General features: G+C 71.9%; 11 protein-coding genes and 3 pseudogenes. 5 read left to right on the forward strand and 9 right to left on the reverse strand.

From position 1 onward, the window contains the following. Positions 1-202: 202 nt before the first annotated feature. A complete protein-coding gene (locus ABZ928_RS01430; RefSeq protein WP_361514402.1) occupies positions 203-664 on the reverse strand; it encodes a hypothetical protein in 462 nt (153 codons plus the stop codon). Positions 665-857: 193 nt separating this feature from the next. On the opposite strand from ABZ928_RS01430, the gene ABZ928_RS01435 reads away from it, so the two are divergent. Both ABZ928_RS01435 and ABZ928_RS01440 read left to right on the forward strand, forming a co-directional pair. After that, positions 858-1202 carry a hypothetical protein gene (locus tag ABZ928_RS01435; RefSeq protein ID WP_361514403.1) on the forward strand — a complete coding sequence of 115 codons (345 nt, stop codon included), beginning with the start codon at positions 858-860 and terminating at the stop codon, positions 1200-1202. 16 nt (positions 1203-1218) lie between these two features. After that, complete coding sequence (locus tag ABZ928_RS01440; protein ID WP_361514404.1) at positions 1219-3162, forward strand: caspase family protein; 1944 nt, start codon at positions 1219-1221, stop codon at positions 3160-3162. An 8-nt stretch (positions 3163-3170) separates the two neighbouring features. On the opposite strand, the pseudogene purU reads toward ABZ928_RS01440, so the two are convergent. Then, positions 3171-3377, reverse strand: a pseudogene (gene purU, locus ABZ928_RS01445) (formyltetrahydrofolate deformylase); the annotation flags it as partial. 137 nt (positions 3378-3514) lie between these two features. Here purU and ABZ928_RS01450 point away from each other — a divergent pair. Then, positions 3515-3601 (forward strand): annotated as a pseudogene (locus ABZ928_RS01450) (5'-nucleotidase); the annotation flags it as partial. A 12-nt stretch (positions 3602-3613) separates the two neighbouring features. Here the strand turns inward: ABZ928_RS01450 and ABZ928_RS01455 are convergent. The 4 genes and pseudogenes from ABZ928_RS01455 to ABZ928_RS01470 all read right to left on the reverse strand — a co-directional run. After that, positions 3614-4039 (reverse strand): annotated as a pseudogene (locus tag ABZ928_RS01455) (response regulator transcription factor); the annotation flags it as partial. Continuing rightward, entirely contained in the window at positions 4036-5604 is a 1569-nt protein-coding gene (locus tag ABZ928_RS01460; RefSeq protein ID WP_361514405.1) for a histidine kinase, read from the reverse strand. The gene ABZ928_RS01460 and the pseudogene ABZ928_RS01455, both read right to left, overlap by 4 nt. Positions 5605-5625: 21 nt before the next feature. Next, entirely contained in the window at positions 5626-6483 is an 858-nt protein-coding gene (locus ABZ928_RS01465; protein ID WP_361514406.1) for an ABC transporter permease, read from the reverse strand. Next, positions 6483-7415: an ABC transporter ATP-binding protein gene (locus ABZ928_RS01470; RefSeq protein WP_361514407.1), complete on the reverse strand. Its 933-nt coding sequence runs from the start codon at positions 7413-7415 to the stop codon at positions 6483-6485. The genes ABZ928_RS01465 and ABZ928_RS01470 overlap by 1 nt, the downstream gene beginning before the upstream one ends. 278 nt (positions 7416-7693) lie before the next feature. Here ABZ928_RS01470 and ABZ928_RS01475 point away from each other — a divergent pair, with 278 nt between their 5' ends. Next, positions 7694-9409 (forward strand): SpoIIE family protein phosphatase, encoded by a 1716-nt coding sequence (locus ABZ928_RS01475; protein WP_361514408.1) that lies wholly within the window; start codon positions 7694-7696, stop codon positions 9407-9409. On the opposite strand, the gene ABZ928_RS01480 is transcribed toward ABZ928_RS01475, so the two are convergent. Beyond that, positions 9406-10818, reverse strand: a complete 1413-nt coding sequence (locus tag ABZ928_RS01480; protein WP_361514409.1) for a sensor histidine kinase — start codon at positions 10816-10818, stop codon at positions 9406-9408. The two genes, ABZ928_RS01475 and ABZ928_RS01480, sit on opposite strands and share 4 nt — an antisense overlap. 39 nt (positions 10819-10857) lie before the next feature. After that, entirely contained in the window at positions 10858-11520 is a 663-nt protein-coding gene (locus ABZ928_RS01485) for an RraA family protein (protein WP_361514410.1), read from the reverse strand. Between the two features lie 128 nt (positions 11521-11648). On the opposite strand from ABZ928_RS01485, the gene ABZ928_RS01490 reads away from it, so the two are divergent. After that, positions 11649-12893: an MFS transporter gene (locus ABZ928_RS01490; protein WP_361514411.1), complete on the forward strand. Its 1245-nt coding sequence runs from the start codon at positions 11649-11651 to the stop codon at positions 12891-12893. A 301-nt stretch (positions 12894-13194) separates the two neighbouring features. On the opposite strand, the gene ABZ928_RS01495 is transcribed toward ABZ928_RS01490, so the two are convergent. Further along, positions 13195-14166: a lysylphosphatidylglycerol synthase transmembrane domain-containing protein gene (locus ABZ928_RS01495; RefSeq protein WP_361514907.1), complete on the reverse strand. Its 972-nt coding sequence runs from the start codon at positions 14164-14166 to the stop codon at positions 13195-13197. Positions 14167-14218: the final 52 nt, after the last annotated feature.

A 14218-nucleotide genomic window follows, 5' to 3' on the forward strand; every position in this document is an offset into this window, starting at 1 on the left:
TGGCGAGTAGTAAAGCGGAGGATCGAGGAGTGCTGCGGCATGTTTGCGGAAGTCGAACTGGCGTGGTAGAAAGCTGCGCGACTGTCGCTGCAACTCTCCACGTGAGCAGCGTTTTTGTTCGAAAGGCGGATCGATGTCGCCGTGCCGGTGACCGTTTGCGACCTCGTAAGCCGCCCTCGCGCCCGCGGCTGCCTTGTCGGACTCAGTCGGACGGAGCGTCCTGGGGAGGGTCGTACGTGTTGTGAAAGGTCAGGCCGGTGAAGGAATGCCCTTGGAACACGGGGCCGTTCACCGTGCCGCCGGTGATGCTGTTGTGCACCGTTGCCGCCGTACCGGCTGTTCCGGCCTCCGCTGCCGGGGCGAACTCCTCCACGAGCAGCCGGAGTTCGGTGACTGCGTCCGAGTCATGACGCAGCAGGGCACGCAGACGCAGCCGCAGCAGCGCGGTGACATCGTCGATGAGGGCCTCCTCGTCGGGGGACCCGGCCGCCGCGATCAACGCGTCCCGGGAACGCTCCAGTTCCCCGCTCACGGCGGCCTCGTCACCGCCGCGCGCGAAGACCCTCAGCACACGTTGCTTCGCCTGCTCCCATGTCTCGGTGACCATGAGACCGACCGCCGTCGTCGCCCCGCTGGTGATGAGTGTCGCCAACTCGGCTTCCACGGCGCCCCCTTGACGGTGTGGACCCTCGCACGGTGTCACGTGTGTCCACGGTAGGCGCGAGGAGCGCGGGCCGCCAGCGGTGTGCCCGGCGCCCGGCCTCTCCCGGACGCGGACGATCGAATGCGTGACATCGAGCGTCAACCAGCTCCACTGTCCCTACAGTTGAGGCACCTCGATGAGCAGGGGGAGCTCAATGGATGCTGCGGAAGTCGAAGCGGGCGGCCTCGGTGAGTCGGCGTTGACCTTCTGGGTCTCGTACGACGAAGAAGCTGAGGGCGCGGGGGACTCGATGGGGCTATTCGGCGGGAGCGGTGAAGCCGTGCTGCGCAGCATTCCCCTGGGACCGTTGCGCAAGAACCTCACGGAGGCGGTCGACGCGCTGCAAGGACTGTTCGCAGACATCACCGCACGCGGCGGCACGCTCCCGTTGCGCGAAGTGCAGTTGTCCTTCCAGGTGTCAGCGGGCGGCGGCGTTCAGTTCGTCGGCACCTCGCAGATGCAGAGCGGCCGCGGCATCGTCCTGGTCTTCCGGCAGTGACAGGCGGCCGGACAGCGTGGGGACCTACAAGGCGCTGCTCGTCGGTGCCAGCGACTACGAGATGCACGGAATCCAGTCCTTGCCCTTCATTCCCGGGGACTTGGCACGCCTGTCGGCCGTCCTGCGGACCCACGGCTTCCAGAGCGTGGATGTCTACTCCCGTGCCGACACCGGCAGACACATCACCGCCAACTTCATCAACGCCCGCGTCGCCGGATTCCTCCGCCGAGCCAGTCCCGGCGACACGCTCCTGATTCTGCTCAGCGGCCACGGCGTCCACGCCCGCGGCACGGACTACCTGGTACCCGAGGACATCGATGAGGACACGCACCCCTTCGAGTCCGGCTGCGTAGCCATCGACTGGCGACACCTCCTCGACGAAACACCGGCCGCTCATGTCGTCATCCTCATCGACGCCTGCCGCGAGGGCATCGACCAGGACTCCATGGGCGTCTCGAGTGTCAAGGGATGGGGTCGGCAGAAGGTCCGTGCCGCGCTGCGCCGCAAAGTGGCGTATGTGTACGCCTGTTCACCAGCTCAGCTCTCGCTCTTCGTCCAGGGACATGAGCAGGTCCAGGACCGCCTGGACCACGGAACCGTGCCGGGCGAGTCTTTCAGCCTCTTCTCCCGTTCGGTGTCCGATGTCGTGGCCTCGCTGCCGCAGGGATTTCCGCTGTCGCTCCTCGATTTCAAGGACCGGACCGAGAAGCGGGTGACGGAACTGCACCGGGCGTACGGGAAGCGAGGTGAGCCCCAGTCGATCCGGGTGGTGACCGACATCGCCCAGCACGACTTCTACTTCCTGCCACCCCCACCCCTGCCTCAGGGCAACGGGCTGTTGCCCGGAGAAACCCTCCGGGCCGGCCGCTCGGTCAGCTCGGCCAATGGTGCTTTCACGTTCACGTACCAGGCCGACGGCAACCTCGTGCTGTACCGCGAGAGCGACGGCCTCCCCTTGTGGAGCGCGGCCACCGGCGACCGACCGGTCGGGGTGTGCATCTTGAACGGCGACGGCAGTCTCGTCGTCTATGACGCAGCGGGCCATGAGATCTGGGCATCCGGCACCCTCGGCAACCCAGGGAGCCGACTGGTCATCGAGGACGACGGGAACGCCGTCATCCGCGGATCGGACGGCACGCCCCTCTGGACGACCGACACAGCCGGACCGCCCGATGGCTCGTCGAGCGCATGGGCGAGCCCCCGGCAGATGCCGATCCCGCAGCTCCCGGACCGGGCAGCCACCATGTCCGGCCCCGGGGACCGGAGTGATACGACCCTTCACGCCGAGCCCGCGACCGCTCCGGACGACTGGTTCAGCCGCTTGTACGGGCCTGACGGGCAAGGGGGCCCCTACAGCGAGGCCGACCAGACCGACCCGCCCGTACCGTCCGCCCCACTGGAACCGCAGCCCGGCCCGGTGCAGCGGGAGCCCCGGCCGCCAGGACGCATCCGGAAGCTGCTGACCGTCTGGCGCTCCCGGCGCAAAACGGCGGCGGAACGGCGCGCCGCACTGCGCGCCCAGCAGGCCCCGGCCGCCCCCGTCTGGTCCGGCTTCTGGCTGCCCAACTCCCCAGTACGAACTCTCATCGCCTGCGTGTTCATGCCAGGCGTCACGCTGCCCGCGCTCGGCATCGCCACGACCGGTTTCACGGCCGGGCTCACTCATCGGAATGGGCCTCCCGTGTACGGCCTTGTCTTCTACGCCGTCATCGTCTCGATGGCGCTGTTCATCCTGTGGGTCTTCGCACTGGCGGCTTGCGTTCCTCTCGTCGAGTACGGCTCCGATCAAGTCATGCAACATCCGCGGCAGGACGTGAGCGGGGCGATCGCGGGGCTCGTCGTCTTCAGCTACATCCCCGGCACCCTCTACACGCTGATCACGGGGCTCGTCGAACCGCGATGGCTCGGTCCCATAAACACTTTGGGATACGAGTTCGCCCATGCCGTGGGCCTGTTCTAGAGCCACCGTCAGCTGAAGACCACGGTCCTGTTGCCGTGGATCAGGTCGCGGCTGTGGCAGTACCAGTTGACGGCACGGGCCAGGGCCAGGCGTTCGGTGTCGCGGCCGACTGTGATGAGGCGGGCGGGGTCGTGGCCGACGCGGATGATCTCCTGCTCGATGATCGGGCCTTCGTCGAGGTCTGCGGTGACGTAGTGGGCGGTCGCGCCGACGACCGTCTCTGCCCAGCTTCCGGCCAGCCATGCGGGCGTGCCTGCCGTGTTGCTCCATGAAGTCGGTGCCCAAGCCCTTGCTGAAGGGACTCAGTACCATGAATGAGGCGTGTGTGCGAATTGATGCTAGGGAGAGTCCCATGGCCTACGAACTTGAAAAGCGCCTGGTCATCGGTATCGCCTCCAGCGCCCTGTTTGACCTGGCGGAGGCAGATGTCGTCTTCCGTGTCGGTGGGGGCCAGGACCTGGTGGGCGTAGGCGTCCAGGAGGCGGCGGGTGAGGCTGGGGGCGACGACGGCGTCGCCGGTGGCCACCGCGTGGATGCCGGCGATGAGTTCCTCGGGGCGGGCGTCCTTGAGGAGGAAGCCGCTGGCGCCGGCGCGCAGGCCTTCGTACGCGTACTCGTCGAGGTCGAAGGTGGTGACGATGAGGACGCGGGTGCGGCCGCCGGAGGCGACGATCCGGCGGGTCGCCTCCAGGCCGTCCATGCCGGGCATGCGGATGTCCATGAGGACGACGTCGGGGCGGAGTTCGGCGGCCAGCCGGACGGCCTCGGCACCGTGGGACGCCTCGCCGACCGGGGTCAGGCCGGGGGTGCCCTCCAGGAGCATGCGGAAGCCCATGCGCTGCAAGGGCTGGTCGTCGGCGATCAGCACGGTGGTCATGGCAGATGGTCTCCCGGAACCGAGGTCTCGCTGGGCACCGACAGCATGTCCAGTACTACGTCCACGGCCCAGCCGTATCCCGTGTCGCGCGGGCCGATGGTGACCGTGCCGCCGTACATGGCGGCGCGTTGGCGGATTCCGACCAGGCCGTGGCCCGGAGCGTCGAGCTGAGCGGGTGGCTGTCGCGGTGTTCCGGGTGGTACGCCGGTGTCGGCCACCCTGATGTGCACCGTAGCGGTGTCGGCTGTGACCGTGACCTCGGCCGTCGTGGCCGTGCCCGCGTGCTTGAGGGTGTTGGTCAATGACTCCTGCACGATCCGGTACACCGTCAGCTGTACGCCGCTCTCCAGCGCGTCGAGGTCGCCCACCGTCCGGTAGGTGACGTTCGGTCCGGCCGCGCGTACCCGGGCCAGGAGGGGGTCCAGGTCGCGGACTCCGGGCTGTGGGGCGAGCAGGCGCTGCTCGGCCTGGTCGGCGCGCAACACGCCCAGTACGCGCCGGAGTTCGCTCATGGCCTGGCGGCCGGTGTCGGCGAGGATGCGGAGGGCCTCGGCGGAGTCCGTCTCGTCGCGGTGGGTGGCCAGGACCGCGGCGCCGTCGGCGAGGCCGACCATGACCGAGAGGTTGTGGCCGACGATGTCGTGCATCTCGCGGGCCACGCGGGAGCGTTCGGCGGCGGCGGTGAGGCGGAGCCGCTGCTCGTGCTCGACCTCCAGGCGGCGGGCCCGGTCCTCCAGCGCCGCCAGGTACATCTCGCGGATCCGCAGGGTCAGGCCGAGGGTGATGGCCGCCGTGGTCGTTCCCAGGAGGAAGAACATGCCCGGGACGGGGCGGTCCACCGGGACGAGGACGCAGACGGCCAGGACCACTTCGACGACGGCGACGGCGGCGGCCCAGCCGAGTACCCGCAGGGGGCCTCGTCTCGCCAGGGTGCAGAGCGCGATGAGCGTGCTGATGCCGGCCGGGGACCAGAGGCCCATGCTCGACTGGACCAGGGTCACGAGCGCGATCACGAAGTACGTGACGGCGGGGGCCCTGCGGCGCCACCACAGGGGTACGGCGAGTGCCGCGAGGAACGCGAGCAGGACGGCTGTCGGTGGCTGGCCCTGGGCGTCCGTGACCGCGAACGGGCCGTCGCCGCCACCGGAGCGCAGGTCGGGCACGCTGGCGGCGGCGACGAACAGCACCACCGCGGTGTCGAGCAGCCAGGGGTGGCGGCGGTCCAGGGACCGACGGTGACGCTGTCCGCGGAGGAGGCTGCCGAGGAGGGGGTGCGACCAGACTGCGTCCAGGGTGGGGGAGGGTGGGGTGGGGGTGAGTTTGGGGGTGGGGGGAGTGGTGTCGCGCCCGGGGGAGGGTGGAGCGGGGGCGAGTCCGGGGGAGCGTGAGCTGGCGTCGAGCCCGGGGGGCGGCGGGAACTCCGTGCCCCCGGCGGCGTCCGCGCCCCGCGCCGGGGCGGCGTCCCGGGCCGTATCCGCGCCCCGCGCCGTGCTCGCGCCCCGGGCTCTGCCCCAGCCCCTGAGGATTCCGCCCCGTAGGCCCCCGCTCCCCGGAAGGATGGACACGATGGCTACCCCAGCCCGGCCTCAGGCGTCCGTCCGGCGGAGCCGGAACGCGGCTGCCGCCAGGGTCAGCGCGACCCAGCCGACGAAGACCGCCAGCCCGGCGCCCGGCGCGAGGGAGTCGGAGGAGTCGTGGAGGGCGTAGACCGCGGAGCCCGCGTTGTTGGGGAAGTAGGGGCTGAGGGTGTCGTACCAGGAGTCGGGGAGGAGGGAGGCCAGGCCGGGGAGGATGAGGAGGATGCCGACCAGGGCGGCGATGGCTCCGGCGGAGGAGCGCAGCAGCATGCCGAGGGCGACGCCGAAGACGGCGACGAGGCCGAGGTAGACGCCGGCGCCGAGCAGGCTGCGGAGCACACCGTCATCGGAGAGTGACAGGGAGATGCTCTCGCCGTCCAGACCCGGGACGCCGAGCTGGAACGCGGCCAGTGCGCCGACCGTGGTGAGGACCAGGGCGACCGGGCCTATCACGGCGGCCTTGGAGAACAGCACCGGCAGCCTGCGCGGTACGGCGGCCAGGGTCGAGCGGATCATGCCGGTGCTGTACTCGCCCGCGGCGAGGAGGACGCCGAGCACGCCGATGGCCAGTTGCGCGAGGGACACCCCGGTCAGGGCCAGGCTGACCGCGTCGCTGTCGGAGGCGGAGCCGCCGGGCGGGCCGCCGGCCGCGGCGCCGTCGGGGCTGTAGGTGTACGCGGCGACCGCGCCGAAGAGAACGAGCAGGAACACGGCGACGCCCAGGGTGATCCAACTGGAGCGCAGCGACCAGAACTTGACCCACTCCGAGCGCAGTACTCGGACGCCGGTCACCTTGTACGTCGTCGGAGACACAGCCGTCTCGGGCTCGGAGGCCGCGGACAGGCGGCGGGGTGCGGTGATGGGCATCAGGCGGCCTTTCGGTGGTCGGTGCCGACGGGCGCGCTCTGGTACTCGACGACATCGCGGGTGAGGTCCATGAAGGCCGTCTCCAACGACACGGCCTGCGAGGTGAGTTCGTACAGCGCCACCCCGTGCTGAGCCGCGATCGCCCCGATCTCGCGGGCGTCGCGCCCGGCGACCAGCAGCTCCTCGGCGGAGGCGGAGGTGATCGTGACGTCAGGACCGGCCAGCAGCGCGCGCAGCCTGGCCGCGTCGGCGGACGCGACCTTCACCCCGCCCCCGCCGGCGTCCCGGGTGAAGTCCTCGACCGTGGTGTCCGCGAGCAGCCGTCCGCGCCCGATGATCACCAGGTGGTCGGCGATCAGCGCGGTCTCGCTCATCAGATGCGAGGACAGCATCACCGCGCGGCCCTCGTCCGCCAGCCCGCGCAGCAGGTTGCGCACCCACAGCACGCCCTCGGGGTCGAGGCCGTTGACGGGCTCGTCGAGCATGACGATCGCCGGGTCGCCCAGGAGCGCGGCGGCGATGCCGAGGCGCTGGCCCATGCCGAGCGAGAACGCGCCCACCCGCTTCCCGGCCACGCTGCTCAGTCCGGCCAGCTCGATCACCTCGTCCACCCGGCGGCGCGGAATGCCATGGGTGTGCGCGAGGGTCGTCAGATGGCTGAACGCGCTGCGGCCCGGGTGGACGGACTTGGCCTCCAGCAGCGTGCCGATCTCGTGCAGCGGCGCCGCGTGCTCGGCGTACGCCTTGCCGTTGACCGTGACCGAGCCTCCGGTGGGGGCGTCCAGGCCGACGATCATCCGCATGGTCGTGGACTTGCCCGCGCCGTTCGGCCCGAGGAAACCCGTCACCTCGCCGGGCTTCACCGTGAAGCTCAGATGGTCGACGACCGTCTTGTCCCCGTACCGCTTCGTCAGCTCACGTGCTTCGATCATGGATGCCGCCTGCCTTTCCCTGCCTCGAACCAGAACTAGAACGAGAACTAGAACTCGAACCCGAATTCGAATTCGAACTTGGCCGGGGATGCGCCGCGGCCTCTGTGATCGACGCTATGGGCGGGGCGGCGCGCGGCCGTGGGACCGCGGGGGAAACCTCGGGGCCCCAGTGGTACCGCGGTACCAGCGGCGCCTCCTCCGCAGGCAGCAGACGCCCGCCGGCATCGGGGGTGCCCTCTCCGCGTGCGCCGGGGTCCGAGCCGTGGTCGGATGCCGGTGTGCGAGAGGAGCGGAGCAGGGAGGACGACGGCCCGGACGACTTCTGGGACGCCTCGTCGGCGCACCTGCCCGCGCTGCTGGCGCAGATCCTCGACGGCACCCCCGCCGCGATCGGCGTCCTCGACACCCGGCTGCGCTACCGGTACGTCAATCCCACGCTGGCCCGGATGAACGGCGTACCCGCCGAGGAGCACGTGGGACGGACCGTCGCCGAGGTGGTGCCGGACGTCGAGGCGCGCGAGGACGTCCTGCTCGCCGTCATCGCCGACGGCATCTCGCGCGAGACCGTCTCCAGCGGCCACACCCGGGCCGACTCGCCCGTGGAACGCCGCTACTGGCACGGCGCCTACCACCGCCTGGAACACGAGGGCAGGCCGATCGGCCTGGTCGGCATCCTGCTGGAGATCTCGGTCGCCCGGCAGGAGCAGCTGGAGCTGCAACGCGCCCAGGAGCGCCTCGCCCTGCTCGACGAGGCCGCCACCCGCGTCGGCACCACCCTGGACATGGCGACCACCTGCCAGGAGCTCGCGGAGTTCCTGGTGGCCAAGCTCGCCGACGCGGCCACCGTGGAGGTCTTCCCCGAGCACGGCACCAGCCGCACACCCCCGGACGGCACCCTGCGGCTGCTCCGCGCGGCCATGGCCTCGACGCCCGAGCTGGAACCGGTGGTACGGGGCCTCGGGCGCCCCGGCGAGTACGTCGACTACCAGCCCGGCTCGGCCATCCCGCACTGTCTGCGCACCGGCCGCCCGGTGATCGACAACGTGCCCACCGACGCCGAGCTCCGCCGCTCCGCGCCCGACGCCGGACGGGTCGCCGCGTACCGGGCGGCGGGCATCCACTCCGCGCTGATCGTGCCGCTGACCGCACGCGGCCACGACGTCGGGACCGTCAGCATGGTCCGGGCCGACGGCTCACCCGTCTTCGACGAGACCGACGCCGTCATCGCCCAGGACCTGGCGGGCCGGGCGGCCATCAGCCTCGACAACGCCCGCCGCTACACCGCCGAGCACAACGCCGTCGTCCAGCTCCAGCGCGCCCTCCTGGCCGAGCCCGGCACCCCGCACCCCAATCTCGACGTCGCCTACCGCTACCGGCCCGCCGGACGCGGGGTCCTGGTCGGCGGGGACTGGTTCGAGACGGTCCCCCTGCCCCAGGGCCGCACGCTCCTCGTCCTGGGCGACGTCATGGGGCACGGCCTCGACGCCGCCGTCGCCATGAGCCGCTACCAGGCCATGCTGCGGGTCATCGCCGCCCGCGAGTCCGCCCCCGACCGCATCCTGCGCGAACTCGACCACCTGCTCCACACCACCGGCGCCGAACGCCCCGCGACCTGCGTGGCCGCCGTCGTCGACCCCCATCAGGGCATTTGCACCTACGCCAGCGCCGGACACCTGCCTCCCGTCCTCTTCGCCCCCGACGGCCGCGCCGCGCTCCTCCCCGTCCAGCCCGGCCCGCCCCTGGGCACCGGCCACCGGCAGTACGTCCCGTACGCGGGGCCCTACGAGCCCGGCCACACCCTCCTCCTCTACACCGACGGCCTCGTCGAACGCCGCCACGAGGACATCGACGCCTCCCTGCACCGCCTCACCCGCATCCGCGCCGCCGCCGGCACCCTCGACCCCGGCGGCCTCCTCGACCTCGTCCTCACCGAGGCCGCGCCGGACGACCCGGAGGACGACATCGCCCTGGTCGCGGCGCGGCTGCGGGGTTAGTCGGCCGCCGGTCCCTCGCCCGCGAAGACGCGCGGTACGTCGAGGGTGACGTCCACGGTCCAGCCGTTGCCCGTGTCGCTAGGGCCGATGGTGACCGTGCCGCCGTACATGGCGGCGCGCTGGCGGATGCCGACGAGGCCGTGGCCGGGGCCGGAGGCGTCGGGCTGCGGGTGCGGGTGCGGTCGTGGGTTCGGTGGTGTTCCCGGTGATACGCCGGTGTCGGCGATCCTGATGCGTACGGTGTCGGCGCCGGCGGTGACCGTGACCTCGGCGGTGGAGGCCGTGCCCGCGTGCTTGAGGGTGTTGGTGAGGGCCTCCTGGACGATCCGGTACACGGTGAGCTGCACACCGCCGCTGAGCCCGCCGAGATCGCCCGCCGTCCGGTAGGTGACCGTGAGGCCGGCTGCCCGTACTCGCGCGAGCAGGGGATCGAGGTCGTCGAGGCCCGGCTGGGGGCTCAGGGCGCCCTTCTCGTCCTGTTCCTCGCGCAACACGCCCAGTACGCGCCGGAGTTCGCCCATGGCCTGGCGGCCGGTTTCGGCGAGGATGCGCAGGGCCTCGGCGGAGTCCGTCTCGTCGCGGTTGCCGGCCAGGACCGCGGCGCCGTCGGCGACGCCGACCATGACCGAGAGGTTGTGGCCGACGATGTCGTGCATCTCGCGGGCGACCCGGGAGCGTTCGGCGGCGGCCGTGAGCCGTACTCGCTGGTCGCGCTCGATCTCCAGGCGGCGGGCCCGGTCCTCCAGCGCCGCCAGATACATCCGCCGGGTGCGCAGGGTCAGGCCGGTGGCGGTGGCCGCGGTCACCGTCCCCAGCATGAAGAAGAGACCGAGCACCCAGTGCCTCGCGGGCACCAACACACAGACGGTCACGGTCACTTGGACGGCGGCCACCACGACCGCCCGGCCGAGCAGCCGCGGGGAGCCGTGCAGGGCCAGCGTGAACAGCGCGATCAGCACGCTGATGCCGGTCGGCTGCCACAGGCCCAGCAGCGACTGGACGAGCGACAGCAGCGAGACGACGAAGAAGACGGCGGCCGGGGCCCGACGTCGCCACCACAGCGGCACGATGAGCGCGACGGCGAAGAGGTACGGGACGGCGGCGGGCAGTTGGTCCCGGGAGTCGGTCGCCCCGAACGGAGCCGCGTCGCCTCCGGCGAGCAGGTCGGGCAGGCTCACGCACACCACGAACACCATCACCGCGACATCCACCAGCCACGGGCTCCGCCGGTTCAGCCGACGCAGCCGACGCTGCGCGCGCAGGAAGCCGCGCAGCATGGGGTGGGTCCAGAGGGCGTCCAGCCCGGAGGGCGCCGGGGGCGCGGGGGCCCTCCGGGCGAGGTCGGCGGGGTCGACGGGGTCGGCCGGCCCGCCCGGGTCGGCGGGGGGTGCGGCGCGGTGCGGGCGCATGGTGCACATTGTCGCCGGTGCGGTGGTGCCCGGCCCGCCTCAGCCGTTGAAGCCCAGTCCCTTCAGCGCCTCGTCGATGCGTGCGCGGTGGTTCGTTTCCCAGGTGTCGAGGGACTCCTCGGCCTCCTGGGCGAGCTTTGCCAGGGCCGCTGTCAGGATCTCCTCCTCGCGGGCGGCCGGGGTGACGACGATACCCTCCTCGTCGGCGACGACGATGTCGCCGGGGTGGATGAGGACGCCGCCGACGTGGGCCGGGGCGCCGAGGGTGCCGAGTTCGTTCTTGGTGCCGGGGATGGGGATGACGCCACGGGCGAAGACGGGGAAACCGGCCTCGCGGACCTCGGCGAGGTCGCGGATGAGGCCGTCGACGACGAAGGCGGCGATGCCCCGGCGCTGGGCCACGGCACACACGTTGCCGCCCGCGAGGGCGTAGTCGAGGTCGCCCGACTCGACCACGACGACCGAGCCCGGCTCGGCGCGGTGGATGGCCGCGTGCAGCATCAGGTTGTCGCCGGGCTCGCAGCGCACCGTGTACGCGGGGCCCGCGACGCGCGGCGCGTCCCAGAGCGGGCGGATGCCGATGTCCATGACCTGGGCGCGGCCGAGGAGGTCGGCGAGGGTGGTGGGGGGAACGTCCGTGAACGCGTGCCGGGAGGCGGGCCCGGAGGCGTCTTCGAAAGCGTCCTTCGATGCGGTGTCCATCGTTCCATTCGACCCGGACCACGCCGTGCTCCTCAAGATCGAACGGGGTAAAGAGATCGCCGCAAAAGTTGCCCGGCGCTGCGACTCATGCCGTCATGGACGGGGGATCACGGAGTCTGGGAGCACGTATGACCGACGTGGCGATGTCCGGTGACGACCGCCCCACCGCTGCCGCCTGGCGCAACCTCGTGATGGCCACGGTCGGGTTCACGCTCACCTTCTGGGCCTGGAACCTGATCGCCCCGCTGGCCTCCGACTTCGACGACGACCTGCACATGTCGTCGTTCGCGCAGTCCGAACTGGTCGCCATCCCCGTGCTGGTCGGTTCCCTCGGCCGGGTGCCGGTGGGCGCGCTCACCGACCGCTACGGGGCGCGGCTGATGTTTCCGCTGGTCAGCGCCCTGACGATCATCCCGGTACTGCTGCTCATCCCGTCCCACAGCTCGTACGTGACGCTGATCATCGTCGGCTTCGTCCTCGGCCTCGGCGGCACGACGTTCGCCATCGGGGTGCCGCTCGTCAACTCCTGGTTCCCGCCCAAGCACCGGGGCGCGGCGCTCGGCGTCTTCGGCATGGGCATGGGCGGCGTGGCCCTGTCCGGCTACTTCACGCCCCGCATGTACCACCACGGCGAGAACCTCCCCTTCCTCGTCCTGGCGATCGCCCTCGCCGTCTACGCCGTCCTCGCCTGGTTCCTCATCAACGACCGCCCGGACCGGCCGATCCCGTCCACCCCGCTCACCACCCGCCTCGGCCAGGCGGGCCGGCTGCGGGTGACCTGGGAGCTGTCCGCCCTCTACGCGATCGGCTTCGGCGGCATCGTGGCGTTCGGTGTCTACCTGCCGACCTACCTGAAGACCTGGTACGAGCTCGACGCCACCGACGCGGGCACCAGGGCCGCCGGATTCGCCCTGGTCGCCGTGGTGTTCCGGCCCATCGGCGGCTGGCTGTCGGACCGGATCCACCCGGCCGTGGTCACCGCGTGGGCGCTGGGCGCGGTGGCTCTCCTGGCCGTCGTCCAGGCCTTCGACCCGACCCTGGTGCCGGGCGCCACGATCTGTCTGCTGATCATGGCCGCCGCCCTCGGTGCCACCAGCGGCTCGGTGTTCGCCCTGGTCGCCCGGGTCACCCCGCAGCCCCAGGTCGGCAGCGTGACCGGCATCGTCGGCGCGGTGGGCGGCCTCGGCGGCTTCGTACCGCCGCTGGTCATGGGCGCCGTCTACAGCGCCAAGGACTCCTACTCCATCGGCTTCATGCTCCTGTCGGACCTCGCCCTGGCGGGCTGTGTCTACGCGTACGGCCGGATGCGCGACGCGGGCCGGGAGACGGCACCGGCGGCGGAGGCGCGGCGGAAGGAACGGGTCCCGGGCTGACCGCCGCGCACCGGAGCCGGGGCGCGGCCTGACGGCCGGGGTACCGGAGCCGGGGCGCGGCCGGTCCCGGCAACGCCCTGACGGTCCCGGAACCGCAGCTCACCGACCATCTGACCGAGGCGATCGCCGAGGCGGTGCCCGAGTCGGCGCGGCGCCGGCTGGCGGGGCCGCGTCACCGGAGCCGGATCCCGGGTCGAGCGCCGCGCACCGGGGCGGCTCCTGGACCGGCCGTTGCCCGCAGGTGCGGCTCGCCGTGTCGATGCGGGAGCCGTTCAGCCCCACGGCGCCCCCCCTCGCGGCCTCACAGCACCTTCCGCCGCACCAGCTCCGACAGCACCAGCGCCCCCGGCAGCAGCGGCACCCACACCGTCAGGACGCGGTAGCCGACGACGGTCGCCGTCGCCAGGCCCATCGTCGTGCCGAAGGCGACCAGGGCGAGGACGAGGGCCGCGTCCACCGGGCCGATGCCGCCCGGCGCGGGCACCGCACCGGCCATCGTGCTCGCGGCGAGGAACGCGAAGGCCACCTGCGTCCAGGACAGCGACAGGCCGAGCGCGGCCCCGACTGAGAAGATCACGCAGGCCTGGAGCAGGGGAGCGGCGGCCGCCCCGCCCCAGAGGGCGAGGATCCGGCACGGGCGGGTGTGCAGGAGCCGTACGTCGGTCAGGGCGGTGCGGACGAGGCCGCGCAGCGGGCGTACGAACGTGACGAGCAGGGCCACCGTGAGCAGACCGAGGGCCATCGCGGCGGCGGCGAGGAACAGGGTCCGTCGGTCGGGGACCAGGTCGCCGAGGTGCAGCAGGCCCGGCGAGGCCACGACGAAGGCCACCAGCACGAACGTCTTCGCGACCGGTCTGACCAGCGAGTACAGGGCGAGGGAGGCGGTGGCGCGGGCCAGCGGGACGCCCTGGCGCTGGAGGAAGCGCAGGGTGACGGCGTGGGCGCCGATGCTCGCCGGGAGGACATGGTTGGCGGCGCCCGCCGCGAACTGCGACGCGAGCAGCGGCCCCGGCGGGAGCGGCTCGGGGACCGCGCCCTGCCGTACACAGGCGGCGGACACCCAGCCAAGGCCGGTGAAGAGGACCCCGGCCAGCAGCCACCAGGGGTCGGCGGCGACGAACAGCGCGGCACCGTCGTACGCGGAACGGCGATCGATCAGCAGCCAGGCCGCGATCAGGAGAAGGGGGAGCAGGAGGGGTGCCGTACGCAGGAGGCGGGTGACTTCGGGGCGGGGGACTGCTTCGGATCGGGGCGCGTCTTCGAGCGGGAGCAGTGTCACGGCGCACGTGGTCCTTCCAGTGGGGACTACCGAAAGGGGACTATCG

This window comes from Streptomyces sp. NPDC046909 (assembly GCF_040644695.1).
Lineage (GTDB): Bacteria > Actinomycetota > Actinomycetes > Streptomycetales > Streptomycetaceae > Streptomyces.